The following is a 26,747-nucleotide window of genomic DNA, read 5'->3' as shown; positions in this document are numbered from 1 at the left end:
TCTCCCGGCCCTTATTTGCATTGCCGGGAAACCGGCTCGATCGGGCGGTCCCAAGCTACACGATGTGCATGTCTCGAACTGCTGTGCCAGGGCCAGCCATGCTTTGGCTCAGGGCAACCCGACATTGCCGTATAGGTGAGAGGCGATGCGTAGTAATGTGCCCCCATGCAGGAGTGAACAATGGACGCCGCCGAACTGAAAGCCATGCAATCGCCGCTCAAGGACGCTTATCGCGAAGATGCTGCGCGGGCGGTAATCACCTTGCGCGCCAGGGGCGCACTCGACGATCAGTCGATAGCCTGCAAGGTGGAGACGGGCAGGGCGCTTGCCGTTGCAGGCCTGCACCCGGCTACCGGCGGCTCAGGGCTGGAGCTTTGCTCCGGCGACATGCTGCTCGAAGCGCTGGTCGCTTGCGCGGGCGTAACGCTGAAGGCTGTTGCGACAGCGCTGGAGTTCCGCCTCGGCGCAGCGACCGTGGAAGCGGAAGGCGACCTCGATTTTCGCGGCACGCTGGGCGTCGCCAAGGATGCGCCGGTCGGCTTTCGCGCCATCCGGCTGGCATTCCGCCTCGACACCGATGAACCGCAGGAACGCATCGACGCATTGCTGAAGCTGACCGAGCGCTATTGCGTGGTGTTCCAGACGCTCAATTCCCGGCCGGAATTGAGCGTTAGCGCCGCGCGTTGACGCAGTCGTTCGCGCCTGAAGCTCTACTGGGCGGGCTCCGCCGCTGACGGCTCGTCATCGCCGAGGTCGTCGGCATAGGGCGAAGCGCCCGGAATGCACTGGACGGACCAGCCGGCCGGAGCGGGCTGCTTCTGGTATTCGGTGATCGCACCATTGCACTGGTCGTGGGTATCGAAGGCGGTCGGCAACACGACCATGCCGCCTTGCGGTCCGGCCACCACCATGTACCAGACCATCGCTACTGTCGCAGACATCAAAATTCTCGCTTTGCATTCCGGCCGGACCAGCCGTGGCTGTCCGGCTTACCTGTTCTCAAGCGCATGGGCGAAGGCCCTGCGCCAGCAAAAAGGGCGAACCGGAAACCGGCCCGCCCTTGCAAATATCTGGAATGCAATCATGGCCGCGCCGTGACAGGCACGGCGTTGTCCGAGCCTAATTGGCCACGAAGCAGTAGAACAGGCCGTCGCCACCGGTGCCCTTCAGTGCTTCCTGGCTGCATCCGCCGCGCGAGCCATGCGAGGAGTTCCACGACTTGGCTGCCGCCGAGTCGTCAAGGCCGGTGCGGTCGGAATGGCCCATCATCGCGACCCCTTCCGCGCCGCTCATCGTCCAGTCGCCGCAGGTCTTGTCGGCAACTTTTGTTCCGTCCGGGTTGGAGCCGGTAAGGATGTCGTGGCGGTTGGGCGTGTCGCCCCGCCCGTTGATGACCTCGCCCTTTTCATCGAGCGCTGTCTGTTTGGTCAGGTTGTTGGCGTCGCCATGCAGGCTGGCGGCATCGTCGGCGATCTTTTCGCCCTTGGCATTGAACCAGGGGCCAGCGCCGATGCGGTCGCGGGCGTCGGCGTCTTTCGTGGACAGATAGGCATGCCATGTCTTGCCGGTCACACCGGCGGCTTCCGCAAGCGACGCGCAATGTGCATCAGCGCCGGCGAGGCCACCGAGGTCGGCACCTTTGCCGGAGCCGGCGCTGGTCACGAAGAAACTCATCGAAGTGTCCTGGGCAAATGCCGCGCCGCCGGCAGCAAGGGTCAGGGCAGTCACGAGCAGCAGTTTTCGCATGATGGTTGTCCTCCAGCTTGTTGACGGTCGTTACCTGCTGGAAAACGATAGGAGGTGGCAAAATCGTCCACCAATCACGACTTCGTGTGGCGGTAGGAGAGATTTTGTGCCGAGACCGATCATCGGGGGTTTAAAAAATCGGGTCAGGCCGCCATCACGCGAATATCGACATATCCTATTCCGGCATGCGGTAGGCGACCCACCGATCATGCTTGGCCTGGTAGATCATGCCGGTTTCGGTCAGCGACGGATTGGCGAGATTGACGATGCGGGCCGCGATTTCGGAAGGATGCGGCAGGGTCATCGGGTTTTCACCCGGCACGGCCTGCGCGCGCATGGCGGTACGCGTCGCGCCCGGATCGACCGAGTTTACACGCAGCGGCATGTTGCGGGTTTCGTCGGCCCAGGAGCGCCCCAGCGCCTCGACCGCTGCCTTGGAAGCGGCATAAGGCCCCCAGAAGGCGCGCGCCGAATGGGCAGCGCCCGACGAGATGAGGATCGCGCGGCCAGCGTCCGACATGCGCAGCAGCGGATCGACCGAACGGATCAGACGCCATGTCGAGGTCACGTTGATGGTCATGACCTTGTCGAAGGTCTTGGCTTCGACATGGCCGAGCGGTGAGATGGTACCCAGCACACCCGCATTGGCGACCAGAATGTCGAGCTTGCCCCAGCGCTCGTGGATGGCACCGCCGAGCCGGTCGATGCCCTCCATGTCGGCAAGGTCGAGCGGAACCAGCGTCGCTTCACCCTTGCCGGTCTTCTTGCGCTCGGCCTTGATCTCATCGTCCAGCTCTTCCAGCCCACCGACGGTGCGCGCCACCGCAATGACATGCGCGCCGGCTGCCGCCAGGTGTTTGGCGATGAAATAGCCGATGCCGCGCGAAGCGCCGGTAACGACGGCGATGCGGCCGGTGAGATCAATGGCAGAGGTCATCGTTGTTTCCACTTTAAGCGTGCGCACCAGATAAGATGAATCCGTCCAAGAAGGAACCCTGTGGTGGGTGATCCATTTTGCCCCAGCCCTGCGAAAACTGACGCATGGATGTCGGGACTGGCAGCGCTGGTCCGTCCTAGGGCCAGACCAAGTTGGAGAAGGGATCTATGAGCAGAACCGTCGCAATCCTGATCGCAAGGCTGATTTTCGCCGGCATCTTCGCCATGGCGGCCACCTTCAAATTCGCCGGCACGGCCGACACGGCCGCCTATATCGCCGCCGCCGGCTTTCCATTCCCGCTGTTGCTGGCATGGCTGGCGGCAATATTTGAAGTGGCGCTTGTGCTGGCCTTCCTGACCGGCGCGTTCTTTTCAGAGGCGTCGCTTCTGGCCGGGGCCTATGTGATATTTCTCGCCTTCGCCTTCCACGGCCCATCGCATTGGGAAGGCAACCAGGCCGAATTCGGCTTCTTCGTCGACCACTTCACATTCCTCGCCGGACTGCTCTATGCAGCCGTGCATGGCCCCGGCGACAAACTGGCGATGCAGCACGGCTTGATCTGGAGGCGGTAGAGACGAAAGACCGGCTGGTCGAACCGACTACGATCCGCTTGCTGCCAGCAGCGAAAGGGTCCGCACATTGTCGGAGCCTTCAAAGTCGGCCAACCGGGTCGGGTATTCGCCCGTGAAACATGCGTCGCAGAACTGCGGCTGCTCGTTGTTGCGGTTTGCCTCGCCAACGGCGCGGTAAAGCCCTTCGATGGTCAGGAAGCCGAGCGAATCGACGCGAATGAAATCGGCCATTTCCTCGACCGACATGCGGGACGCCAAAAGCTTCGACTTTTCCGGCGTGTCGACGCCGTAGAAGCAGGATGCGCGCGTCGGCGGGGAGGCGATGCGCATATGCACTTCTTTGGCGCCCGCGTCGCGCACCATCTGAACGATCTTCTGGCTGGTGGTGCCGCGCACGATGGAATCGTCGACGAGCACGACGCGCTTGCCTTCGATCATCCGGCGATTGGCATTGTGCTTCAGCTTCACGCCCATGTGGCGGATGGAATCACCCGGTGAAATGAAGGTGCGTCCGACATAGTGGTTGCGGATGATGCCGAGTTCGAACGGCATGTTGGCTTCCTGCGAAAAGCCGATGGCAGCCGGCGTGCCGGAATCCGGCACAGGAACGACAAGGTCCGCGTCCACCGGGTTTTCACGCGCAAGTTCAGCTCCGATGCGCTTGCGCACTTCGTATACGTTGCGGCCTTCGACAGATGAGTCCGGACGCGCGAAATAGACATATTCGAAGATGCAGAAGCGTGTCTTCTGCGGCTCGAAGGGAAACAGGCTTTCAACGCCCTTGGACGTTACCACCACCATTTCGCCGGGCTTCACGTCGCGCACGAAGCGCGCGCCGATGATGTCGAGCGCGCAGGTTTCGGATGCAAGAATCCATGCGCCGTCGAGGTCGCCCAGCACCAGCGGGCGGATACCCAGCGGATCGCGGCAGCCGATCATCTTCTTCGATGACAGCGCAACAAGCGAGAATGCGCCTTCGATCTGGCGCACGGCATCGATGAAGCGGGCGTTGAGATCGCGTTCCTTGCTGGTCGCCACCAGGTGCAGGATGGTCTCGGTGTCCGAGGTGGACGAGAAGATCGAACCCTGCTTTTGCAGCACGCGCTGCACGGTCATGGCGTTTGTCAGATTGCCGTTGTGGGCGATGGCAAATCCGCCATCCGCCAGCTCGGCGAAGAAGGGCTGGATGTTGCGCATGCCGGCGCCGCCGGTGGTGGCATAGCGGGTGTGGCCAATGGCTCGGTTACCCTGCAGGCTGTCGATGACGCGCTGCTTGGTGAAGGTGTCGCCGATCAGGCCGACATGGCGCTCGACGTGGAACTGGCTGCCGTCATAGGAAACGATGCCGGCTGCTTCCTGGCCGCGATGCTGGAGCGCGTGCAGGCCAAGCGTGACGATTGCCGCGGCGTCCTGCCGGCCGAAAATGCCGAACACGCCGCATTCGTCATGGAAATGGTCATCGGCCTCGGCTGAGAGAACGTCCTGTTCGTCTGCCATCAAGCTCAAGCTCCGTTAGGGTCAGGACCTGCTAATCTGGTCGAAATGGTGTGAGGCCATATGGCCGGATACGAGGAGCGAAGGCGAAGTAAATATCCATCATTTTCAAGACCTTCGCGACGAAGTAGCGGGCCATATGGGCCACACCCTTCGGACGCCTGAAACGGCGTTGATCTGCGGCGTCGAAGCCCTTGACCGATGGCTGGCCATCGATCTGCGGGCTTCTTCTTGCATCTCTTAGCCGTTTCAGGCGCCATTTCGATCAGATTAACAGGTCCTGGCCCTCAAGCCGCCATATAGTCTCACCATCGCCTTTCGGCAATGGGAAGTTCACGACCGTGCGACGCCGTCAGTTATTGGTCGCCGGGGCTTCTTCATCCGGCGGCACGTCGGCGCCGTCTTCCGGTGGGGTTGCGTCGTTGCCGTCTGCTGCCGGCGCTTCGGCTCCGGGAGCTTCAGTGGCAGGCGGTGCGGCTGTTCCGCTTTCGGGGGTCTGCTGGCCTTGATTGAGGCGCTTGAGGATGGCGTTTTCGGGATCTTCCGGCAGCAGGCTTTCAAGCTTTGCGCCGACCGATTCCAGGAGCGGCCTTGACTTTGCAGCTTCAATCCATGCGGGTGCCTTGTCGCCGGCCAGCCAGTTGAAGAACAAGAGGCCGACAGCCACCACGAGGATGCCGCGCGCCGCGCCGTAAAGGAAGCCAAGCGTGCGGTCGAGCGCACCGATGCGCGAATCGATGATGAAATCGGCGATCTTCATCGTGATCACCGTCACCACGATCAGCGCGATGATGAAGACGATGCCAGCCGCCGCCGCCATGGCGATCTTGTCATTGTCGATATAAGGCTGAACGTAGGGCAGCACCGGCTTGTAGAAGAAGAACGCTGCTGCTGCGGAAGCCGCCCAGGAGGCGATCGACAGCACTTCGCGCGAAAAGCCGCGCACCATTGCCAACATCGCCGAAACCAGTGTGAAGCCGACGAGAATTCCGTCAAGCAGCGTAATCGGCATGGTCATCGCCCCACTTCATGAGCCGCATCATTCGTCTTCGTTGGCGCGGCTGCGGCGGGAGCCGGCGATGCGCGCCACCAGGTCGGCAAGCTCGGTGGGTCGAAAAGCACCAGCCCCAATCCCTCCGGTGATTTCCTCGCTGCCCTTTGAGCTTGCCAAGGGCAGCACCGCGCTTCCAAAACCCAGCTTTTCGGCTTCCTTGAGGCGCTGTTGCGCATGGGCAACCGGCCTTATTGCACCCGAAAGGCTGATTTCGCCGAAATAGACGCAATCGGCGGGAAGGGCAAGGCCGGTGAGCGATGAAACCAGGGCAGCGGCAACCGCCAGATCGGCGGCAGGCTCCGAAATCCGGTATCCGCCGGCCACATTGAGATAGACGTCATGCTGGGAAAAACGCACGCCGCAATGTGCTTCCAGCACCGCAAGGACCATGGAAAGCCGCGCGCCGTCCCAGCCGACCACGGCACGCCTTGGCGTGCCGAGCGAGGAGGGAGCGACAAGCGCCTGGATTTCCACCAGCACCGGCCGCGTGCCTTCCATGCCGGCAAAGACCGCCGCGCCGGGCGATTTGGCATGTCGTTCGCCAAGAAAAAGTTCGGACGGGTTGGCCACTTCGCGCAGGCCCTTGTCCGACATCTCGAAAACGCCGATCTCGTCGGTCGGTCCAAAACGGTTCTTCACAGTGCGCAGGATGCGATAGTGGTGGCCGCCTTCACCCTCGAAATAGAGCACGCCGTCGACCATGTGCTCGACCACGCGCGGGCCGGCGATCTGGCCTTCCTTGGTGACATGGCCGACCAGAACGATGGCGGCACCGGTCGATTTGGCATAGCGGATCATCGCCTGCGCCGCCGCGCGGACCTGCGTGACGGTACCGGGAGCCGATTCGGCAAGGTCGGTCCACAAGGTCTGGATCGAATCGAGGATGACGAGGTCAGGCCGCTTGCCGTCGGCTATGGTGGCGAGGATGTCCTCGACATTGGTTTCTGCGGCGAGCTCGACCGACGTGTCGGCTACGCCGAGACGCTGGGCGCGCAGCCTGATCTGGGCGACGGCTTCTTCGCCCGAGACATAGACGATGCGGTGGCCGCGATTGGCCAAAGCCGCTGCCGCCTGCGTCAGAAGCGTCGATTTGCCGATGCCGGGGTCGCCGCCGACCAGAAGTGCCGAGCCGCGCACGAAACCGCCGCCGGTGGCGCGGTCAAGCTCGCCGATGCCGGAGACGATGCGCGGCGCATCCTCGATCTCGCCGGACAGGGTAGTGAGCACGACGGCGCGGCCCTTGCGGGCATTCTTCGCCGATGCCGGCCCGGAGCCGATGCCGCCGCTGGTGCCTTCCTCGACGAGCGTGTTCCATTCGCCGCAGCCATCGCATTTGCCGGCCCAGCGCTGATGCACCGAACCGCAGTTCTGGCAGATGAATTGAACGCGAGACTTGGCCATATGAGGGGCTTACTCGAACCTCTCCGGCAGATGGCTGTCTTCGGCGAGGTCGAAGAAACGGGTAAATTCGCCCTGGAAGCCGAGGCTGATCGTGCCGGTAGGGCCATGTCGCTGCTTGGCGATGATGACTTCTGCCTTGCCGCGGGCTTCGTTCATCTCGTTTTCCCACTGCACATATTCGGGCGTGCCGAGCTTGGGTTCCTTGTTCTTGAGATAATATTCCTCGCGGAACACGAACATCACCACGTCGGCGTCCTGCTCGATCGAGCCCGATTCGCGCAGGTCCGAAAGCTGCGGGCGCTTGTCGTCGCGGCTTTCCACCTGTCGCGACAGCTGCGACAGCGCGATGATCGGCACCCCCAGTTCCTTGGCCAGAGCCTTCAGGCCCGTGGTGATCTCGGTCACTTCCTGCACGCGGCCCTGGCTCGCCTTGGCGGACGAGCCCTGCATGAGTTGGATATAGTCGATGACGATGACGTCGAGGCCGCGCTGGCGCTTCAGGCGTCGCGCGCGCGCTGCAAGCTGCGCGATCGAGATGCCGCCGGTCTGGTCGATGAACAGCGGCAGTTTCTGCATGGTCTGCGAGCAGGCGACCAGCTTTTCGAAATCCACTTCGCTGATTTCGCCGCGGCGGATTTTCGATGACGGAATTTCCGTCTGCTCGGAAATGATACGGGTTGCGAGCTGTTCCGACGACATTTCAAGCGAAAAGAAGCCGACCACGCCGCCATTTGCCGCCTTGAACGAGCCATCCGCCTGCTGGGCGGGTTGATAGGCCTCGGCGATGTTGAAGGCGATGTTGGTGGCCAGCGACGTCTTGCCCATGCCGGGGCGACCGGCAAGCACGATCAGATCGGAGGATTGCAGGCCGCCCATGCGCCGGTCGAGGTCGCGCAGGCCGGTGGCAACGCCTGAAAGGCCGCCGTCGCGCATATAGGCGGCATTGGCCATGTCCACGGCGGTCTTGACCGCATCGGTGAAGCTTTCGAAGCCGCCGTCGTAGCGCCCGGTTTCCGCCAGTTCGAACAGCCGCCGCTCTGCATCCTCGATCTGGTCCGATGGCGACATGTCGACAGGCGCGTCATAGGCGATGTTGACCATGTCCTCGCCGACCGTGATCAGGGCGCGGCGCGTGGCGAGATCGTAGATGGCGCGGCCATAGTCGGCAGCGTTGATGACGGTGACGGCTTCGGCGGCGAGGCGGGCGAGATAATGCGCGACCGTCATGTCGCCGACCTTCTCGTCCGCCGGCAGGAAGGTCTTGATCGTCACCGGATTGGCCATCTTACCCATGCGGATCAATTCGGCCGAAACCTCGAAGATCTTGCGGTGCAGCGGTTCGTAGAAATGCGAGGCCTTGAGGAAGTCCGAAACGCGGTAGAAGGCATCGTTGTTGACGAGAATGGCGCCGAGCAGCGCCTGCTCGGCCTCGATATTGTTCGGCGCCTCGCGATAGAGCGGTGTTTCCGGCACTCCGAACTTGCGCGCTGCCTCAGCCATGATTCCCTCTAATGCTAATCCGGCTCCTCGATATCAGAACGACGAAAAGGGGTGCTGACATATCTGCATCACAACCAACCGAACGACCGTTCTTGCCCGCGATTCACAGCCAGACGCCTCCGGTGGAAAGAATCCTCATTGACTCGAATCGAGATCGGGATTTCCAGGAACAAAACAGGAATATATGGCTGCGTCAATCGGCGAGCGTGTCGCCCCAGCCGGCCCGGCGCGCGCGCTTGAAGGCATCGCCGTCTCGCTTGGTAAACAGGCGTTGGCTCGCTTGCCCGTCCGTTCCGCAAAGCTTCAGGTCCACCTTGCCCGAGCCGGCTTTCGGCGGGGCAAGCACGCGTGGCCCCGCCGCGGCCAGCGGCTGGCGGGTGGCCGCAAGATAGATGAATTTCTCGTCCTCCCACGGCACCTCGGCATCCTTGGCGAGCCTGTGAAGCCGCGAACGCGCCACGCGGCGGGCGAAATGGCACCAGTCCGGCGCGGCAATCGGGCAGGGCTGTTGGTGGGGGCAAGGGGCCAGCACATGTGCTCCGGCGGCGATCAATTGGGTGCGTGCCGCCAGGATCCGTCGCCACCCGGATGGCGTGCCGGGCTCGACCAGAAGCAGCGTGTCGGCACTCAATTGCCACAGCCGCTCGATCAGGTTCGGCAGCGAAGAGGGTACGATCTCGTCCAGCACATAGGCGGCTGTCACCAGTTCTGCAGCCTGCAACTCGTCAAGATCGATCGTTGCGTCGCCGCTTCTCCAGTCCAGGGGCACGGCAACTCCTGCGGCCAACCTTTCACCGATGCGCCGAGCGGCGGCACTTGCCTCAAGCAACGTCGCGCCCTGAAGTTCCGGCCATGCGTCGAAAGCCGCCCACAGCACGGTTCCGGGGCCGGCACCTATGTCGAGCAGGCTCTCCGGCGTCCAGTCCGGCCTTGCGTCACCAATGGCGTCGAGACTGGCGCGCACGGCGGCATAGGTCGCGGGCAGGCGGGTCGCGAGATAGGCCTTGACCGCCAGATCCGCGGCCATGTGAAGGCGACCGTCGCGGGTTTCCGTGCGATAGCGATCCGACAACGTTTTGGCCGCCGCCTTCAGGTCGGCAAGCGGCGTGTTTTCCAGCAATTCATCGACGGTTTGCCGGAGCTGTGCAGGCAGTTCCAAGGACTAGGCCCCGCGCGGCGCGAAAAGAATGAGCGATGCGCCCGCCAGGCACACCATCGCGCCAAGCATGTCCCAGCGATCGGGCCGCACGCCTTCGGCCAGCCAGAGCCAGCAAAGCGAAGCGGCAATGTAGATGCCGCCATATGCGGCATAGGTGCGCCCTGCTGCGTCACTATCCACCAGCGTCAGCAGCCAGGCAAAAAGAATCAGCGAAACCAGCCCTGGCGCAAGCCAGAGCGCCGACTTGTCCAGCCTCCACCATGCCCAGAACGCGAAGCATCCGGCGATCTCGGCAAGTGCGGCGGCAGTGTAGAGAACATAGGTCATGGCGGGCTCCCGGCGGCGACTCCACCCTATTCGCCGCAATCGGCACTGTTTACAAGCAGATGCAGCCAAGAGGCCGGCAATCGCGTGGCCGTGGGTTATTTTCCGTCGGAAACCCTGCCATTGCGGCTGGTCTTGGGTCTCGCCTTTGTCCCGTTTGCCGGCTGATCCTGCGCGACGGCCTTGCCGTGCGCCATTTCATGCATCTCCAGCGTCTTTTCGCATTTGGAGATATAGTCGCGCGTCATCGGCAGGACGTCGTTCTTGCGGGTCAGTTGAACCTGGAAATTGACCAGGTCCTGCCAGCGGAACGAAGCTTCCGATCCGCAAAGATAGAACTCCCACATGCGGCAGAAGCGTTCGTCGTAGATGTCCTTGACCTTGTCGCGGTTGGCGAGGAAGCGTTCGCGCCAGTGCTTCAGCGTCTCGGCATAGTGCAGGCGCAGGATTTCGACGTCGGTGACGGCAAGCCCCGATTTCTCGATGGCCGGCATCATTTCCGACAGCGCGGGAATGTAGCCGCCGGGGAAAATGTGCTTGCGAATAAAGGCGTTGGTGGTTGTCGGCGGCGCTGTGCGGCCGATCGTGTGCAGGAGCATCACCCCGTCCGGCTTCAACAGGGTCGCGCACTTGTCGAAGAAGGTCTGGTATTGCGTGATGCCGACATGCTCGAACATGCCGACCGAGACGATGCGGTCGAAGCGCTCGGACAGGTCGCGATAGTCGCGGATTTCGAAATGCACATTGCGGTCCAGCCCCGCCGCCTGCGCTCGTTCCGTCGCCACCTGATGTTGTTCGTGGGATAGGGTGACGCCGAGCACCTCGGATTCGAAGGTCTTAGCGATGTAAAGGCCCAGTCCGCCCCAGCCGCAGCCGATGTCGAGCACGCTCTGGCCGGGCTTGATGCGGAGCTTCGCGGCGATGTGGCGCTTCTTGGCCAGTTGCGCCTCCTCCAGCGTCATGTCCGGCCGCTCGAAATAGGCGCAGGAATACTGCATGTCGTCGTCGAGGAAGAGTTTGTAGAGCGCGCCCGAGAGATCGTAGTGATGCTCGACGTTCTTCTTGGAACGCCGGGTGGTGTTGAGCTGCTGCAAGGGCCTGAACGCCAGCCGCGCCGAATTGAGCAGCTTGCCCCAGCTTGAATCGGTCCACGAAATGCCAAGGTTCTGGTAGATGAGGTGGAGGAAGCTCAGCACGTCGCCTTCGACGAAATCGAGCTCCTGCTCCATGAATGCTTCGGGGATCGCGAGTGACGGGTGCAGCGCAATCGCGCGCTCGGCCCGCTTGGTGTGAATGACCATGTGCACCTTGTCGCCGGTGCCGTCGCCATAGGTTCTGGTGGCGCCGTTCGGGCCGGTGACTGTCAGATTGCCGGTGTGGATGGCCTTGTCGATAATCCGTTGCAATAAGATGTTCATGGCTCGCCCTCGGTCAGACAGCGCTGCTGCCCGATCTTGCGCGAAAATCACTGTTTTGAAAAGTTGTTTCCTGGCATAAAAAACCCGGGCAGGAGCCCGGGTTCTTGGTCCAGATGTTCAGGTCTGAACGAAATCAGGCTTCTTCGCCCTCGAACTCGGCGTTCGGGTCGAAGAAGTTCTCCGGACGGGCGTTGTCGTTGATGTCGTCGCCGTAGATTGCCTCGGCGGTGGTCAGTTCTTCGCCCTGTGCCTGCCGCTCTGCCTCGTCGGTGGAGCGAGCGATGTTGAGGGTGATGGTAACCTCGACTTCCGGATGCAGCGAAATCGCCACGTTGGTCAGGCCGATGGTCTTGATCGGGTGGTTCAGTTCGACCTGGTTGCGGGCAACGCTGAAGCCTTCGGCGGTCAGCAGGTCGGCGATGTCGCGGGTCGAGACCGAACCGTAGAGCAGGCCGGTTTCACCAGCCGAGCGCACGATCACGAAGCTCTTGCCGTCGAGCTTGTCGGAAACCGCCTGGGCCTCGGACTTGCGCTCAAGGTTGCGGGCTTCGAGCTGGGCGCGCTGGCCTTCGAACTTCTTCTTGTTGGCTTCGTTGGCGCGCAGGGCCTTGCCCTTGGGCAGAAGGAAATTGCGGGCAAAACCGTCTTTGACCTTGACGGTGTCGCCCATCTGGCCGAGGCGCGAGACGCGTTCGAGAAGGATGACTTCCATGTTCTTGTCCTTTCATGCCCCAAGGGGCGGAAACGAATAGGAAAGGCAGGAAGCTCGGAGGGCGCTTTCGCACCTTTTTCGCTGTCCTGCCCCATTGCGGCAGTTAGAGGCGGGAAAACCGTCTCAACTCGGGATTTTTCCAGCTTCCAGCCATGCCCGTCACGGTGGAAGGAAGCGGGCGCAGGACCGCCCGCTCCGATTTCTTAAGGTCGCATGATCTTATCCGAAAAGTCTGCAACTTTTCGGGATCATGCTTTAGCGTACCACATAGGGCAGCAGGCCGAGGAAGCGGGCGCGCTTGATCGCCTGGGCGAGTTCACGCTGCTTCTTCTGGCTGACGGCGGTGATGCGCGAAGGCACGATCTTGCCGCGCTCGGAAATGTAGCGCTGCAAAAGACGCACGTCCTTGTAGTCGATCTTCGGGGCGTTGGCGCCGGAGAACGGGCAGGTCTTGCGGCGGCGATGGAAGGGGCGCCGGGTCGGGATCTGGTTGATGTCGACCATTATTCTGCACCTCCTTCAAAGCTGCGCGGGGCGCGCGGAGCACGCTCGCCGCCACCATCGCGGTCGAACGAGCGAGCCGGGCGGTCGCCACGGTCACGGTCACCGAAGCCGCGCGACGGACGGTCGCCGCGGTCGCCGAAGCTGCCGCGTTCGGAGCGCTCTTCGCGCTTCTGCATCATCGCCGAAACGCCTTCCTCGTGCTTGTCGACCTTTACGGTCATGAAGCGCAGGACGTCTTCGGACAGGCCCATCTGGCGCTCCATTTCGTTGAGCGCTGCCGGCGGGCAGGTGAGGTCCATAAGCGTGTAGTAAGCCTTCCGGTTCTTCTTGACCCGGTAGGTGAGTGACTTCAGTCCCCAGTTCTCGACCCGGCCAATCGAGCCGCCGCCTGCGGTGATGACGCCCTTGAAACGTTCAACGAGCTCATCGACCTGCTGCTGCGACAGATCCTGCCGGGCAAGGAACACATGTTCGTAAAGAGCCATTTGTCTTGCCTTTCTTCGTTTCTCTCCCGGACCCCGGCGGCTAAAGCCTCTGCAACTTCTCTTGACCCGTTGACACGGGGAAGAAAGGAGCATTTCGAGACGGTCGAGAGCGGAGACACGGGAGGCAAAAGCGCTTCTGGCTTCCTGTCGTAGGTTCTTGAAAACCTACGGCCCTCCGTTCAGCCCCCAGCCAGGACCGGCAGATTGCGGGCGTCTATACAGGAAATTGGCGGGATGACAAGGGCCGAGCGCAAAGCCTGCCGGTCTTCGTGCTTTCCGAACGGCCTCGGATCGCCGTCAGCCTGTCTGGAGTTGTATCCAGTACCAGAGCGCCGTGAGCGACAGCACCCATATCGCTGCAATCATTGCGGCGGCAACCAGGCTGCGGGGGCGGTTTGCCGCTTCGGCGGCCTTCGCGCGGTATTCTGCCATGAGTTCGGGCGGAACAAGGCGGATGGCGAGTGCGATACCCAAAGGTACGATGACGAGATCGTCCAGATAGCCGAGCACCGGCACGAAGTCCGGAATGAGGTCGATGGGGCTCAGCGCATAGGCGGCCACTGTGCCGGCAGCCAGTTTGGCATACCACGGCGTGCGCGCATCGCGCGCGGCGATCCAAAGCGCCACCACATCTCGCTTGAGGGTTCGCGCCCAACGCTTTGCTCGTTCCAACATCGAACACGGTATCCATTGGCGCGCATCTGCCCGCGGAGGCGTGTATGCCGCAGCCCATATCATTCTAAAGAAGGGGTGACGAGCGAACAAATGTGCCGTGCCGGTCGTTGCCCGGTAGCATCGACGGTCTGTAAGGTATCGTCGCTGTCCGTTTCTCCGCTGGAAGTCGTGCAGAAAGATTTCAGCGATCCGGTGCGACGCCGCGTCCGATTTGGAAAGCTTCGCATCCTGGACGATTGCAGATGGAATGACTGAAATGACCCCCTTCACCTTCGCCACGACCCCTTCCATTGTTTTCGAGGCGGGCGCGTCGAAGCGCCTCGGCAAGCTTGCCGGCAAGAAGCTCGGCGCGCGTATCCTGCTCGTTACCGATCCGGGCCTGCGCAAGCTTGGCCTTTGCGACGGCGCCATCCGCTCGCTGGAAGATGAAGGCGCCAAAGTGACCGTTTTCGATGCGGTCGAAGCCGATCCTTCGCTGGCGACGCTCAACAAGGCGGTGGAGGCGGGGCGTGCTGCCTCGATCAGCGGTGTCGTGGGCTTTGGTGGCGGATCATCGCTCGACGTCGCCAAGCTCGCTGCCTTGCTGGTCGGCTCTGGCGAAGCGCTCGACGAGGCCTGGGGCGTTGCCAATGCCAAGGGGCCGCGCCTGCCGCTGGCGCTTGTCCCCACTACCGCCGGTACCGGTTCCGAAGTCACGCCGGTTTCCATCATCACCGTGGGCGAAGAGGAAAAGCGCGGCGTGTCGTCGCCGGTCATCCTGCCGGATATCGCGTTGCTCGATGCCGAACTGACGCTCGGCCTGCCGCCGGCGATCACCGCTGCCACAGGCGTTGACGCCATGGTGCACGCGATCGAATCCTACGCTTCGACCAACGCCAACAACAACCCTTTGTCGAAGATGCTGGCCCGGCAGGCGCTGCAATTGCTGGGCGCAAACATCGAAACCGCAGTCAACAATGGCAAGGACATCGCCGCTCGCGGCGCCATGCTTTTGGGTTCCATGCTGGCAGGGCAGGCCTTCGCCAATTCGCCGGTCGCTGCCGTGCATGCGCTGGCCTATCCCATCGGCGGTACGTTCCATGTGCCGCACGGCCTCTCGAATGCGCTTGTCCTGCCGCATGTGCTGCGCTTCAACGCGCCACAGGCAGCGCATCTTTATGCCGAGATCGCGGCCGATGCGTTTCCGAAGCTCGACGCAGGCGAGGGTGCACAGGGGCGCTGCGCCGCCTTCATCGAGGAACTGGCAGCATTGTCGAAGCGGCTTGGCCTGCCGCCGCGGCTGCGCGATGTCGGCATCGGCGAGGAGCATCTCGCCAAGATGGCGTCGGATGCCATGAAGCAGGCCAGGCTTCTGGTCAACAATCCGCGCCCGCTTGCCGAGGCCGACGCGTTGGCGATCTACAAGGCGGCCTGGTGAAACGATGAGCGAACGCCCGGCGCCTTCGACACGCGATGCCTACAAGGTGTTCCGCACCATCCCGACCCGCTGGCTCGACAACGACGTCTACGGCCACATGAACAATTCGGTGCATTACACGTTGTTCGACACGACAGTAAATTGCTGGCTGATCGAAAACGGCCTGCTCGACATTTACGGCGGCGACCGCATCGGGCTGGTTGTCGAAACCGGCTGCCGCTATTTCGCGGAAATGGGCTATCCGGATACGATAACGTCAGGTCTGAGAGTGGGAAAGCTGGGCACTTCGTCCGTGCGCTACGAGATTGCACTGTTTCGCAACGACGACGAACGCGCGGCGGCCGAGGGCTTTTTCGTCCACGTCTATGTCGACCGCACGACAAGGCGGCCGAACCCCATTGGCGACAGGCTGCGCACCGCGCTGGCGTCGATTTCCTAGCCTTTCGATACCTTCAGGATCACGCGGCCGATAGCCAGCACCATGTAGCCACCGAAGAACAGCGCCAGTGACCATCCGAAACCGGCAGGGCCTAGCAGATCCATGCCGATGCCGATGGCCTGGGGGCCGAGCACCATGCCGATGCCGTAGCACAGGACGAAGGCGGCGTTGGCTGACGCAAGCTCATGGCCGGACAGTTGCGAGCCGAGATGCGCAAGCCCGACCGTGTAGAGCGCCGCCACGACGCCGCCCCAGACGAACAGCAGGCCGGCCATCAGGTGCCAGTTCTGCGCAAACAGCGGCATGAACATGGTGCCGAGCAGGCCAACGGCCGCGCACAAAAGCAGGATGTAGCGCCGGTCCCTGACCCTGTCGCTGATCATGCCGATCGGGATCTGCAAAAGCACATTGCCGAGGCCGATCATGGTCAGAAGCAGCGCGGCGTCCGCTTCCGAATAGCCGATGCGGTTGCCGTAGACGGGAAACAGCGCGAAACCACCGGTCTCTACCGCGCCGAATACCAGCACAGCCGCAGTCGCGGTCGGCACCAGCCAGATGTAGCGGATGAAGCCTGCATGGTCCTCGTGCGGAGAAATGACGGGGCTTTCGTTGCGCGCCGCCAGCACCGGGATAGCTGCGAGCGTGACCAGCACGATGGTGACGCCGAACGGCATGAATCCGGTGCTGCCCAGTTGCGCGAACAGCCACGGACCTGCGGCAAAACCCAGCGACAGCACGGTTGCATAGATGCCGAGCACAAGGCCGCGCCGCTGCGGCGGGGCAGACGTGCTGATCCAGAATTCCGACAGGATGAACAGGATGGTGAGCGCCAGATGCAGCATCGCGCGCAGCGGAAACCACATCCAGAACGCCGGTGCGAAATGAAAGCCGACAAACGAGAGTGCTCCGATCGCGATCATCGCTAGCATTGTCCATGCCACCCCAAAGCGCGTCGCAAGCGGCGTTGCAAGGGGCGCAGCGGCAATGGAGGCGACGCCCGCAACAGCCGTGTTGAGGCCGATCATCGTGGCGGAGTGGCCGCGTGTTTCGAGAATGACGCTGAGCAGTGGCATGCCGAGGCCGATGGCGATGCCAACCACGCTGATCGAGGAAATGGCCGCGATCATCGGCAGCCAGTGAACGCGCTCCGCTGCCTGTGTGTCGGAATCAGCCGTCATTGCCCGGCTACCCGTTCGACACTGAGCTGTCCGAAAACCAGCCGCGCCCGCCTGCTGGAGCAGGTGCGACCTTCGGGGCAGCAAGGGGTGTTTTGAACCACCAAGGCAGGAAATCCGTACTGGAACTGATTAAAGGAAATCGCGGATGAAACGGTTGTGCTGCATGCGATAGAACGGCACCGGCCCGCCGGGTCGCAACAGGGGGTCGTCGGCGAGCCGCCTTTCAACTTCGCCCAAAATGGTGCGGGTAATCGTGGGGACGTCGGTTTCCTTGGCTTCGTCAAGCGGCAGCCAGACCAGCTCTTCAAGCTCGTTGGTCGGTCCGCCGTCAGGCAGTTCCACGGCCACGTCGCTGCGCCAGGCGGCCAGAAAGCGCGTGTCGAAGCGCCGCACGCGCCCAGGCGGTGTTATCGCGCGGGCAACGAACCGCACGCTCGCAAGCGATGGCTGCACGCAGTGCGTGACGAAGCCTTGCCAGTCGTGCTTGCTGCTTGAGAAAGGCCCCTTGGTGCCGATTAGCAGGCCTGCTTCCTCGTAAGTCTCGCGGATGGCCGAAAGCGCGATGGCCCGGGCTCGCACCGCACTCGTGCGGCCGGCTCGAGCCGTCAGCTTGGCTTCTTCTGCGGGATGGAGGTTCGAGGCTACGTCGATGCGGCTGTCGGCAGGGTCGGTGCGCCCGCCGGGAAACACGAACTTGCCCGGCATGAAAGCGTGATTGGCGTGACGGCGACCCATCAGCACCAGGACCTCGCTGCCCTTGCGGTCGAGCAAAAGCAGCGTCGCCGCGTCACGCGGGCGCAGCGGGGCAGCCTTGACTTCCATTTCGGCGCTTTCGACCTTGTCGACTTCCGCCCGTGTCAATCCATGCATGTACTCGACCTAGCGGAAACTTGACCGGCATGAAAGAGGCGATCGCCGGTGCACCATTGCGCCACGCCGGCAATTTTTTGCCGGCCGACGTCCTAAAGCTCCGGATGAGCTTCCAGTTGGTCCGGTTCACCGCCGAAGCCATGCATATAGTTCGCCCATTGCAGGCCGATGACAGCGCCCTTGATCGGTTGCAGCAACCCGAGCGCCATGATCAGCGTCACCGGTGTCCACAGCGCCATATGCTGCCACATCGACCACGTCGAGGTCATCTCAATGGCCATGAAGCCGCCTAGCACGACGTGCCCGACGACGACGATTACCAGATAGGCGGGAAGGTCGTCCGAGCGGTGATGGTGCAGGTCTTCGCCGCAAACCTCGCATTTGTCGACCGGCTTGACGAACGCGCGGAAGAGCTTGCCTTCGCCGCAGTGCGGGCAACGGCCGAAAAAGCCGTGCTTCATCGCTTCCCACAAAGGTCGCGCCGGTCTGCCGGACTGGTGTTCGCCACCGAAAACCTGTTGTTCCATCATCGTCTCCTGCCGCGCGGGCCCGGTCGATTCTGCGAGGCGCGGGCACGGCCCTTCGCCTTGTGAAACGATCGCCTGGAGCCCGGCAGCGGTTTCGGCTCGGTCAGCATCTCGAAGCGCATGGCACCTGCCATCGGGGCGACTTCGACGAGGCGAACCTCGACCCGGTCCGCAAGCTGATAGCCTTTTCCGCTGCGCTCTCCGAAAAGCGATCGCGCCGTTTCGTCGTATATATAGTAATCGCCACCCAAGGATGACACCGGGATAAAGCCATCTGCGCCGTACTGCGGCAATTGGACAAATAGTCCCGCCTTGGTGACGCCGGAGATGCGGGCGTCGAAGCGGTCGTCGATGCGCTCGGCTAGATAGGCTGCGATCAGCCGGTCCACCGTATCGCGCTCGGCTGCCATGGCGCGGCGCTCGCTGGCCGAAATCAGCGCCGAGATTTCCTCAAGCCGTGCCTCCTCGTCGCGGGTCAGCCCACCTTCACCAAGTCCAAGCGCAGCAATCAGCGCGCGGTGCACGATCAGGTCGGCATAGCGGCGTATCGGCGAGGTGAAATGGGCGTAGCGCCTGAGATTGAGCCCGAAATGGCCGATATTGGCTGGCGAATATTCGGCCTGGCTCTGGGATCGAAGCACCACTTCGTTGACCAGCGCCTCGTTGTCGGCGCCGCGAACGCGCTCCAGGATACTGTTGAACTGGGATGGCCGCATCTGTGCGCCGCGTGCCAGCGACAGGCTGAGCGTTTGCAGGAATTCGCGCAGCGATTCCTGCTTGGCGAGCGATGGCGCGTCGTGGATGCGATAGATCAGCGCCTGCTTCCTGCCTTCCAGCGTTTCGGCTGCGGCCACGTTGGCCTGGATCATGAATTCTTCGATGAGCTTGTGCGCGTCGAGCCGCTCCGGCACCACCACCTTGTCGACCGTGCCGTCTTCCTTGAGCAGGATCTTGCGCTCCGGCAGGTCGAGTTCCAGCGGTTCGCGCGCATTTCTGCCCCGCTTGAGTACGGCATACGCCTCCCAAAGCGGTTTCAGCACGGTTTCGATGATAGGACCGGTCTTGTCGTCCGGTGCGCCGTCGATGGCAGCCTGCGCCTGTGGATAGGCAAGCTTGGCAGCCGACTTCATCAGGATGCGGTGGAAGGAATGCCTGACCTTGCGGCCATCGGCCGAAAAGGTCATGCGAACGGCAATCGCCGGCTTGTCCTCGCCCTCGCGCAGCGAACACAGATTGTTGGAGATGCGTTCGGGCAGCATCGGCACGACACGGTCGGGGAAATAGACCGAGTTGCCACGCTTCAGCGCTTCACGGTCGAGCGCGGAATTGGGCCGTACATAGGCCGATACATCGGCAATGGCGACGGTGACGAGGACGCCGCCGACGTTCTTCTCGTCGGTATCCGGCTCGGCAAACACGGCATCGTCATGGTCCTTGGCATCTGCCGGATCGATGGTGATGAGCGGCAGCGCGCGCCAGTCTTCGCGGTTGCCCAGCGTCACCGGCTTCAATGCCTCGGCTTCGGCAAGCACGTCCTGCGGGAAGATGTGGGGAATGTCATGCGCGTGGATGGCGATCATCGAGACCGCCTTTTCGCTGGTCAGCGATCCCAGCACGGAAATCACCTTGGCGCGCGGCAGGCCATAGCGGTTGGCGCGCGCAGGCTCCACTTCGACTAGGTCGCCGTTATTGGCGCCGTTCTGGAATTCCTTGTCGACGATCAGTTCCGGCTGGCGCCGCTCGACCGGCTCTATGCGGAAGCTGCCGTCCGGGAGCACGCGAAAGACGCCGAGCACGGCGTCGTTGCGCTTCTCGAAAATCTTCATCACCCGCGCCGTGTAGGCGGGTCCGGAAGGATCGTCGGTCGGGAAGGCCTTGGCCAGTACGCGGTCGCCAATACCCGGCGCAACGCCGCCGCGAGAGATGCGGATCGCCACCACAGGCGGGTTGCCGTTGCCGGAAAATTCCGTCGGGTGCGCCAGGAGAACACCGTCGCCGTCACGGCCGTAGATGTCGAGCACCGCCACATGCGGAACGGCGCCAGCGCGGGTGAGCCGCTTGCGTTCCTTGGTGAGCAGGCCCTCGTCAGCCAGATCGCGCAACAGGTCCTTCAACCAGATGCGGTCGTCGCCGCGCAGCGAAAACGCCTTGGCGATGTCGCGCTTGCCGGTCCGATCCGGATTTTCAGCGATATAGCGCAGGATTTCGTCGCGCGAGGGCCGGTACTGGTCGGCTGACCCTCGGCGGGTGTCGGCAGAGCGCGGATCGCCATGGCTTCGTCCCGAGATCCTGCGCGCCACGCTGGCTATTCCTTCTTTTTCGAAGCCGGCTTCTTGGCAGTTGTCTTCTTCGCCGCCGGCTTGCCGTTCCCCGCCGCCTTGCGGAATGGCTTCTTGCCGCCGCCGCCCTTGGCTTCCTTTTCGGCGATCAGGGCCAGTGCCTCGTCCATGGTGACGGTCTGCGGGTCCTTGCCCTTCGGCAGCGTCGCGTTGACCTTGCCGAAATTGACATAGGGCCCGTACTTGCCGTCGCGCACGACAATCTTGCCGCCGCCATCCGGATGGTCTCCAAGTTCCTTGAGCGCTGCCGGCGTGCCGCCATTGCGGCCGCCTTTGCCCTTCGACTGCTTTTCCGCAATCACGGTGACGGCGCGATTGAGGCCGATCGAGAACACATCCTCGATCGAGTCGAGGTTGGCATAGGTGCCGTCATGCAGCACGAACGGCCCATAGCGTCCCAGCCCGGCTGAAATCATCTTGCCGCTTTCGGGATGCTTGCCGACGTCGCGCGGCAATGACAGAAGCGCCAGCGCCTTCTCATGGTCGATGGTCGAGGCGCTCCAGCCCTTGGGCAGGCTCGAGCGCTTGGCCTCCTTGCCGTCGCCGCGCTGTACATATGGGCCAAAACGGCCAGACCGTAGCGTGATCTCCTCGGCGGTGTACGGGTCCTTGCCCAACACCCTGGTACCGTCGTCGGCCGCACCGTTTTCGCCATTGCCGTTGCCGTTTTCGCCGAGCTGGCGCGTATAGCCGCATTCGGGGTAGTTCGAGCAGCCGACGAAGGCGCCGTATTTGCCAAGCTTCAGCGACAGGTTGCCGCTTCCGCATTTCGGGCAGATGCGTGGGTTCGAGCCGTCTTCCCGAACAGGGAACACCAGCGGAGCCAGCTCTTCGTTCAGCGCATCGAGCACGTCGGTAACGCGCAGTTCCTTGATGTCGTCGACCGAAGTCGAGAAGTCCTTCCAGAAATCGCGCAGCACGTCCTTCCAGGCGAGCTTGCCGTCGGAAATCTCGTCGAGCTTTTCCTCGAGCGATGCCGTGAAGTCATACTCGACATATTTCTCGAAGAAGCTTTCCAGGAACGCCGTCACCAGCCGGCCCTTGGCCTGAGGGATCAGGCGTCGCTTGTCGATGGTGACATATTCGCGGTCTTCCAGCGTCTTCAGCGTCGCCGCATAGGTGGAAGGGCGGCCAATGCCGAGCTCTTCCAGCTTCTTGATCAGCGAGGCTTCCGAGTAGCGCGGCGGCGGCTCGGTCGTATGCTGGGTCGCGTTGATCGTTTCACGCGCCATCTGCTCGCCGGAACGGATTTCGGGCAGGCGACGGTTTTCCTCGTCTTCCGAATCCTCGTCGCGATGGTCGGTATAGGCGGCGATGAAGCCGTCGAAGCGGATCACCGAACCTACGGCGCGCAGGGCAGCGTTGCGCGGGCCGTTGACGGCTTCGATCTCGGCCGTCGTGCGTTCGATTTCGGCGGCGTTCATCTGGCTGGCGATGGCGCGCTTCCAGACGAGATCGTAGAGCCGGAACTGGTCGGCATCGAGATATTGCCTGACCGAAGCCGGCGTGCGGAAGAAGTCGGTCGGGCGGATCGCCTCGTGCGCTTCCTGAGCGTTCTTGGCCTTGGCCGAATAGTAGCGCGGCTTTTCCGGCAGGTATTTGTCGCCGAATTCCTTGCCGATGGCGGCGCGCGCGGCCGAAATCGCCTCCGGCGCCATCTGCACGCCGTCGGTTCGCATGTAGGTGATGAGACCTGCGGTCTCGCCGCCTATGTCCATGCCCTCATAGAGCTTCTGCGCCACCTGCATGGTGCGGTTGGCCGAAAAGCCGAGGCGCGAGGAGGCGGCCTGCTGCAAGGTCGACGTGGTGAAAGGCGGTGCCGGATTGCGCTTGGTCGGCTTTGCCTCGACCGACAAGGCCCGGAAGGTAGCCCCTTCCAACATCGCCTTGATGCCGTCGGCCTGGTCTTTGTTCTTGATGTCGAGCTTCTGCAGCTTCTTGCCTTCATAGGCGGTCAGCCTCGCCTCGAAGCTTTCCTTGCGCGGCGTGCCGAGGATTGCGGCAATCTGCCAGTATTCCTCGCGGATGAACCGTTCGATCTCCGATTCGCGCTCGCAGACGAGCCGCAGCGCAACCGATTGCACGCGGCCAGCCGAGCGGGCGCCGGGCAACTTGCGCCACAGAACAGGCGACAGCGTGAATCCGACGAGATAGTCGAGCGCTCGCCTCGCCAGATAGGCGTCGACCAGCGGCACGTCGATCTGGCGTGGATTGGCCATGGCGTCGAGGACGGAATTCTTGGTGATGGCGTTGAAGACGACCCGGCTGACCGGCTTGTCCTTCAAGACGCGCTTTTGTTTCAAGACCTCGAGCACATGCCATGAAATCGCTTCGCCCTCGCGATCCGGGTCGGTGGCGAGGATCAGGCCGTCTGCGTCCTTGACTGCCTTGGCGATATCGGCAAGCCGCTTGCCGGAGGCAGTATCGACTGACCAGGACATGGAAAAATCATCGTCCGGACGTACCGAGCCGTCCTTGGCCGGCAGGTCGCGGACATGGCCGAACGAGGCCAGAACCTTATAGTTCCGCCCAAGGTACTTGTTGATGGTTTTCGCTTTGGCCGGCGATTCGACGACGACGACGTCCATTTCTGCCTGTATTTTCTTGGTGAGGCGGAAGGGAATATGCCGCCACGACACATTTCTCTAAATCGTCCGTCAAATGGCCGTGCTTTTCCATTCGGTCAAGGGTCATCCCTCAATTTGACCCATATACAACTAAAAGTTGCATAAAAAGAAACATTTGCAATTTAAGATAAGCGATCTAGACTTGCCGCACACTCGAAAGGGGCAAATCACTCTCGGGTAGATTGACGTGAATTCGATCGTGCGGTGATGTCGCGCGGCCGGAAGAGGAACTGTTTTCTTGATGCGGCACACTTATGCAAGACGGCGCACGGAAACGCTCGATTACATGCAGTCGATGCTTGGCCAGTTGCGCACGATGGCGGAAGCCGAGCGCTGCGACATGCTCGCCTACCTGATCGAGATGGCCTATGTTGAAGCCAGCGACATCATCCGCGGCGAGCGCCCCGCGCGGGTCCAGCAGGATGGCCGCAAGGGCGTGGCATGAAAATGGCTCCGGCCGCCTTTGCGCCCGGAGCCTCAATCCGAATACCGAACCGGATATCAATCCGGCTTGGCGATGTGCCACACACCGCCGACGCCGTCGCCGGTCACATCACCGGCCTTCTGGTCCTTGATGAAGGTGTAGACGGGCTTGCCTTCGTAGGCCCACATCTTGGTGCCGTCGGTGCGGTCGACGATCGACCATTCGCCCTCGGCCTTGGCGTCTGCCTCGGCTTTCAGCGGCGGCCAGTTCGTGGCGCATTTGTCGTAGCAATTGGTCTTGCCGGCTTCGTCCTTGTCATAGGTGTAGAGCGTCATGCCCTTGGCATCGGTGAAGATCTTGCTGCCGCCGGCATCGGCTTCCATCCATGCCTGTGCCGCAAAGCTCGACGCCGTGCTGAGCAAGAGCGCGGCCAGTCCGACTGTGATCGCCTTCATGTTTCATCTCCCTGGGATCGCTTGAAAGGGTCAATGAGACGCGACAAATCGCGCGCCTCGTTACAGGAACGCGTTCACATGCCGCTTTCTTCCCGGACAGCGGCGACTTGCCACGCAACTGTGACTGGAAGACCGCTTCTCCTGCCGCTATGTGAAGGCCGGTAAGCTGGAACGGCGACATGGCTTTGGACATCGGTTACGTCAGTGCGGTCGGGGCAGGGGCACTTTCGTTCCTGTCGCCTTGCGTGCTGCCGCTTGTCCCGCCTTATCTGTGCTACATGGCCGGCGTTTCGGTCGATGACTTTCGCGGCAATGCAGGCGTTGCCGCCAAGGCAGGCGCGCGCGGCGCCCTGATTGCGGCATCCATCGCTTTCGTCCTCGGCTTTTCTACCGTCTTCGTGGCCCTTGGCGCCGGCGCCTCGAGCATCGGTCGCCTGTTGCGCGTTTGGCAGGAACCGCTAGCGATGGCGGCCGGGGTGCTCATCATCATAATGGGCCTGAACTTCCTAGGCGTCCTGCGCATTCCGCTGCTTTCGCGCGAAGCCCGCTTTCAGAGCGAAGGCAAGCCTGCAAGCCTCCTCGCAGCCTATGTCATGGGCCTTGCCTTCGCCTTCGGCTGGACGCCCTGCATCGGCCCGGTGCTGGGGCCTATCCTGACCCTTGCAGGCGGGCGCGAAACGGTTGGCGAAGGCGCGTTGCTGTTGGCGGCCTATTCGCTCGGCCTCGGCATTCCGTTCCTGATCGCCGCCCTGTTTTCGGGCGCATTCATGCGCTTCCTCGGCAAATTCCGCGTTCATCTCGGCCGCGTCGAAAAAGCCATCGGCGCGCTATTGGTGGTCGCCGGTGTGTTCTTCCTGACCGGCGGCGTACAGGCGGTATCCTACTGGCTGCTCGAGAACTTCCCGGTGCTGGGGCGGCTTGGCTAAAGCACGTGGACCCGCTGATTAAGAGTCAGCTGCTTCGCGATCCTCACCCGAATTTAACCGCATTGGTGCAGCAAGGCGGCGGTGCTACATAGCGCTCATCCGTGCAATTCATTTCCCGGTTATCATCCATGAGCCAACGTACCTGCCTGTCGATCATCCTCGCCGCCGGCGAGGGCACGCGCATGAAAAGTGCTATCCCGAAGGTGCTGCACAAGATTGCCGGCCTGCCCATGGTCGCGCATGTGGTGAGGGCGGCTGAGACGGCGGGCGCAGGCAATCTCGCACTGGTGATCGGCCATGGTGCGGACCAGATGCGCGAGGCGGCGGCAAAGTTCGCACCGAAAGCCGAAACCTTCGTGCAGGAAAAACGCCTTGGCACGGCCCATGCGGTATTGGCTGCCCGCGCCGCCATCGAGCGCGGCCACGACGACATCCTCGTCATGTTTGGCGATACACCCCTGATTGATCCCGGCGCGCTGACGGTCGCCCGCTTGAAGCTCGCGGAGGGCGCTGCGGTGGTCGTTATCGGCTTCCGCACCGACAACCCGACCGGCTACGGCAGGTTGATCGAGAAGGGTGGCAAGCTCATAGCCATTCGCGAGGAAAAGGATGCGAGTGCCGAAGAGCGCGCTATTACCTTCTGCAATGGCGGCTTGATGGCGATTGCCGGCAAGCACGCACTGGGGTTGCTGGATACTGTCGGCAATGCCAACGCCAAGGGTGAATATTACCTCACCGACATCGTTGAAATCGCCAGCCAGCGCGGCCTCGATGTCGTCGCCACCGAGGCGACCTTTGAAAATGCACTCGGCATCAACAACCGCGCCGAACTGGCTGCGGCAGAAGCCATCTGGCAAAGGCGCCGTCGCCATGAGGCGATGCTTTCAGGCGTCGCGCTGATTGCGCCCGAGACGGTGTATTTCTCGCACGACACAGAAATTGGCGCGGACACCGTCGTCGAACCGAATGTCTGGTTCGGACCGGGCGTGACCGTCGAGGGCGGCGCGACCATCCACGCGTTCAGCCATCTGGAAGGGGCGACCATTGCGTCAGGCTGCGAGGTCGGCCCGTTCGCCCGCCTGCGGCCCGGTGCCGATCTCAAGACCAAGGCCAAGGTCGGCAATTTCTGCGAGGTCAAGAAGGCGGTGGTCGAGAAGGGCGCCAAGGTCAACCATCTCACCTATATCGGCGATGCGGTGATCGGCGCGGGAGCGAACATCGGTGCCGGCACCATCACCTGCAACTATGACGGCTATTCGAAATTCCTCACCGAAATTGGCGAAAACGCCTTCATCGGCTCGAATTCCTCGCTGGTTGCCCCGGTTTCGATCGGCAACGGCGCTTATGTGGCGTCGGGCAGCGTCATCACCGAAAACGTCCCCGACGATGCGCTGGCGTTTGGCCGCGCCCGCCAGAAGACGATGCCCGGTAAGGCAAAGGAATTGCGCACCCGCCGTGCAGAAGCTGCGAAAAAGTAAGCAATTCTGCTAACTGGATTGCAACGCCATTCTGGAAACATGATGTGCTGCGGCAATCCAGGTCATTGCTACGTGGCGAAACGCAA

Annotated in this window: 27 protein-coding genes; 7 read left to right on the top strand and 20 right to left on the bottom strand. The window is 62.4% G+C overall.

Annotated features, from left to right (window positions below; translation table 11 throughout):
- Positions 1 to 180 precede the first annotated feature (180 nt).
- The gene (locus ASD50_RS01540) at positions 181 to 687 is read left to right on the top strand and encodes an OsmC family protein (RefSeq protein WP_056234916.1); all 507 of its coding nucleotides are present in this window, start codon (positions 181 to 183) and stop codon (positions 685 to 687) included.
- A 23-nt stretch (positions 688 to 710) separates the two neighbouring features.
- Here ASD50_RS01540 and ASD50_RS01535 read toward each other — a convergent pair whose 3' ends face one another.
- The 3 genes from ASD50_RS01535 to ASD50_RS01525 all read right to left on the bottom strand — a co-directional run bounded on the left by ASD50_RS01535 (position 711) and on the right by ASD50_RS01525 (position 2,683).
- A complete protein-coding gene (locus ASD50_RS01535; protein WP_082549456.1) occupies positions 711 to 941 on the bottom strand; it encodes a hypothetical protein in 231 nt (76 codons plus the stop codon).
- A gap of 178 nt (positions 942 to 1,119) precedes the next feature.
- Positions 1,120 to 1,746: a hypothetical protein gene (locus ASD50_RS01530; protein WP_056234909.1), complete on the bottom strand. Its 627-nt coding sequence runs from the start codon at positions 1,744 to 1,746 to the stop codon at positions 1,120 to 1,122.
- Between the two features lie 175 nt (positions 1,747 to 1,921).
- Positions 1,922 to 2,683 carry an SDR family NAD(P)-dependent oxidoreductase gene (locus tag ASD50_RS01525; protein ID WP_056235093.1) on the bottom strand — a complete coding sequence of 254 codons (762 nt, stop codon included), beginning with the start codon at positions 2,681 to 2,683 and terminating at the stop codon, positions 1,922 to 1,924.
- Between the two features lie 167 nt (positions 2,684 to 2,850).
- Between ASD50_RS01525 and ASD50_RS01520 the strand changes: the two genes are divergently transcribed.
- Positions 2,851 to 3,255: a DoxX family protein gene (locus ASD50_RS01520; protein ID WP_056234905.1), complete on the top strand. Its 405-nt coding sequence runs from the start codon at positions 2,851 to 2,853 to the stop codon at positions 3,253 to 3,255.
- Between the two features lie 27 nt (positions 3,256 to 3,282).
- Here ASD50_RS01520 and purF read toward each other — a convergent pair whose 3' ends face one another.
- From purF to ASD50_RS01465, 11 genes are all read right to left on the bottom strand, one after another.
- On the bottom strand, positions 3,283 to 4,752 hold the full coding sequence (gene purF / locus ASD50_RS01515; RefSeq protein WP_056235089.1) for an amidophosphoribosyltransferase: 1,470 nt from the start codon (positions 4,750 to 4,752) through the stop codon (positions 3,283 to 3,285).
- Between the two features lie 349 nt (positions 4,753 to 5,101).
- Positions 5,102 to 5,761, bottom strand: a complete 660-nt coding sequence (locus ASD50_RS01510; protein ID WP_056235084.1) for a CvpA family protein — start codon at positions 5,759 to 5,761, stop codon at positions 5,102 to 5,104.
- Positions 5,762 to 5,788: 27 nt separating this feature from the next.
- Entirely contained in the window at positions 5,789 to 7,204 is a 1,416-nt protein-coding gene (radA, locus tag ASD50_RS01505) for a DNA repair protein RadA (protein ID WP_056234900.1), read from the bottom strand.
- A 9-nt stretch (positions 7,205 to 7,213) separates the two neighbouring features.
- The gene (locus tag ASD50_RS01500) at positions 7,214 to 8,704 is read right to left on the bottom strand and encodes a replicative DNA helicase (RefSeq protein ID WP_056234897.1); all 1,491 of its coding nucleotides are present in this window, start codon (positions 8,702 to 8,704) and stop codon (positions 7,214 to 7,216) included.
- Positions 8,705 to 8,897: 193 nt separating this feature from the next.
- The gene (locus ASD50_RS01495; RefSeq protein WP_056234893.1) at positions 8,898 to 9,863 is read right to left on the bottom strand and encodes a small ribosomal subunit Rsm22 family protein; all 966 of its coding nucleotides are present in this window, start codon (positions 9,861 to 9,863) and stop codon (positions 8,898 to 8,900) included.
- A gap of 3 nt (positions 9,864 to 9,866) precedes the next feature.
- Positions 9,867 to 10,190 carry a YnfA family protein gene (locus ASD50_RS01490; protein WP_056234890.1) on the bottom strand — a complete coding sequence of 108 codons (324 nt, stop codon included), beginning with the start codon at positions 10,188 to 10,190 and terminating at the stop codon, positions 9,867 to 9,869.
- A gap of 95 nt (positions 10,191 to 10,285) precedes the next feature.
- Positions 10,286 to 11,605 (bottom strand): SAM-dependent methyltransferase, encoded by a 1,320-nt coding sequence (locus ASD50_RS01485; protein ID WP_056234887.1) that lies wholly within the window; start codon positions 11,603 to 11,605, stop codon positions 10,286 to 10,288.
- 133 nt (positions 11,606 to 11,738) lie between these two features.
- Entirely contained in the window at positions 11,739 to 12,317 is a 579-nt protein-coding gene (gene rplI, locus ASD50_RS01480) for a 50S ribosomal protein L9 (protein WP_056234884.1), read from the bottom strand.
- Between the two features lie 255 nt (positions 12,318 to 12,572).
- Positions 12,573 to 12,821 (bottom strand): 30S ribosomal protein S18, encoded by a 249-nt coding sequence (gene rpsR / locus ASD50_RS01475; protein ID WP_024923879.1) that lies wholly within the window; start codon positions 12,819 to 12,821, stop codon positions 12,573 to 12,575.
- Positions 12,821 to 13,306 (bottom strand): 30S ribosomal protein S6, encoded by a 486-nt coding sequence (rpsF, locus tag ASD50_RS01470; RefSeq protein WP_056234881.1) that lies wholly within the window; start codon positions 13,304 to 13,306, stop codon positions 12,821 to 12,823. Before rpsF ends, rpsR begins: the two co-directional genes overlap by 1 nt.
- Positions 13,307 to 13,603: 297 nt before the next feature.
- Positions 13,604 to 13,981, bottom strand: a complete 378-nt coding sequence (locus tag ASD50_RS01465; RefSeq protein ID WP_056234876.1) for a YkvA family protein — start codon at positions 13,979 to 13,981, stop codon at positions 13,604 to 13,606.
- 256 nt (positions 13,982 to 14,237) lie between these two features.
- Here ASD50_RS01465 and ASD50_RS01460 point away from each other — a divergent pair, with 256 nt between their 5' ends.
- Positions 14,238 to 15,398 carry an iron-containing alcohol dehydrogenase gene (locus ASD50_RS01460; protein WP_056235082.1) on the top strand — a complete coding sequence of 387 codons (1,161 nt, stop codon included), beginning with the start codon at positions 14,238 to 14,240 and terminating at the stop codon, positions 15,396 to 15,398.
- Between the two features lie 4 nt (positions 15,399 to 15,402).
- Entirely contained in the window at positions 15,403 to 15,837 is a 435-nt protein-coding gene (locus ASD50_RS01455; protein ID WP_056234871.1) for an acyl-CoA thioesterase, read from the top strand.
- Here ASD50_RS01455 and ASD50_RS01450 read toward each other — a convergent pair.
- The 5 genes from ASD50_RS01450 to topA form a co-directional block, all read right to left on the bottom strand.
- Positions 15,834 to 17,015, bottom strand: a complete 1,182-nt coding sequence (locus ASD50_RS01450) for an MFS transporter (protein ID WP_056234865.1) — start codon at positions 17,013 to 17,015, stop codon at positions 15,834 to 15,836. The genes ASD50_RS01455 and ASD50_RS01450 overlap by 4 nt on opposite strands.
- Positions 17,016 to 17,144: 129 nt before the next feature.
- Positions 17,145 to 17,885 carry an NUDIX hydrolase gene (locus ASD50_RS01445; RefSeq protein WP_056234861.1) on the bottom strand — a complete coding sequence of 247 codons (741 nt, stop codon included), beginning with the start codon at positions 17,883 to 17,885 and terminating at the stop codon, positions 17,145 to 17,147.
- A gap of 92 nt (positions 17,886 to 17,977) precedes the next feature.
- The gene (locus tag ASD50_RS01440; RefSeq protein WP_056234857.1) at positions 17,978 to 18,412 is read right to left on the bottom strand and encodes a DUF983 domain-containing protein; all 435 of its coding nucleotides are present in this window, start codon (positions 18,410 to 18,412) and stop codon (positions 17,978 to 17,980) included.
- Positions 18,412 to 20,712 carry a ribonuclease R gene (gene rnr, locus ASD50_RS01435; protein ID WP_056234854.1) on the bottom strand — a complete coding sequence of 767 codons (2,301 nt, stop codon included), beginning with the start codon at positions 20,710 to 20,712 and terminating at the stop codon, positions 18,412 to 18,414. Before rnr ends, ASD50_RS01440 begins: the two co-directional genes overlap by 1 nt.
- A 5-nt stretch (positions 20,713 to 20,717) precedes the next feature.
- Positions 20,718 to 23,339: a type I DNA topoisomerase gene (gene topA / locus ASD50_RS01430; RefSeq protein WP_056234851.1), complete on the bottom strand. Its 2,622-nt coding sequence runs from the start codon at positions 23,337 to 23,339 to the stop codon at positions 20,718 to 20,720.
- A 280-nt stretch (positions 23,340 to 23,619) separates the two neighbouring features.
- On the opposite strand from topA, the gene ASD50_RS01425 reads away from it, so the two are divergent.
- Entirely contained in the window at positions 23,620 to 23,823 is a 204-nt protein-coding gene (locus tag ASD50_RS01425; RefSeq protein ID WP_056234847.1) for a hypothetical protein, read from the top strand.
- Between the two features lie 56 nt (positions 23,824 to 23,879).
- On the opposite strand, the gene ASD50_RS01420 is transcribed toward ASD50_RS01425, so the two are convergent.
- The gene (locus tag ASD50_RS01420) at positions 23,880 to 24,257 is read right to left on the bottom strand and encodes a hypothetical protein (protein ID WP_056234844.1); all 378 of its coding nucleotides are present in this window, start codon (positions 24,255 to 24,257) and stop codon (positions 23,880 to 23,882) included.
- Positions 24,258 to 24,436: 179 nt separating this feature from the next.
- Here ASD50_RS01420 and ASD50_RS01415 point away from each other — a divergent pair, with 179 nt between their 5' ends.
- Entirely contained in the window at positions 24,437 to 25,183 is a 747-nt protein-coding gene (locus tag ASD50_RS01415) for a cytochrome c biogenesis CcdA family protein (RefSeq protein ID WP_056234841.1), read from the top strand.
- 128 nt (positions 25,184 to 25,311) lie between these two features.
- On the top strand, positions 25,312 to 26,661 hold the full coding sequence (glmU, locus tag ASD50_RS01410) for a bifunctional UDP-N-acetylglucosamine diphosphorylase/glucosamine-1-phosphate N-acetyltransferase GlmU (protein ID WP_056234838.1): 1,350 nt from the start codon (positions 25,312 to 25,314) through the stop codon (positions 26,659 to 26,661).
- Positions 26,662 to 26,747: the final 86 nt, after the last annotated feature.

Origin of the sequence: Mesorhizobium sp. Root552, assembly GCF_001427285.1 — a bacterium.
Taxonomy (GTDB): Bacteria; Pseudomonadota; Alphaproteobacteria; order Rhizobiales; family Rhizobiaceae; genus Mesorhizobium.
Note: the sequence above shows the minus strand (reverse complement) of the source record. Positions and strands in the feature narration are given on the sequence as shown.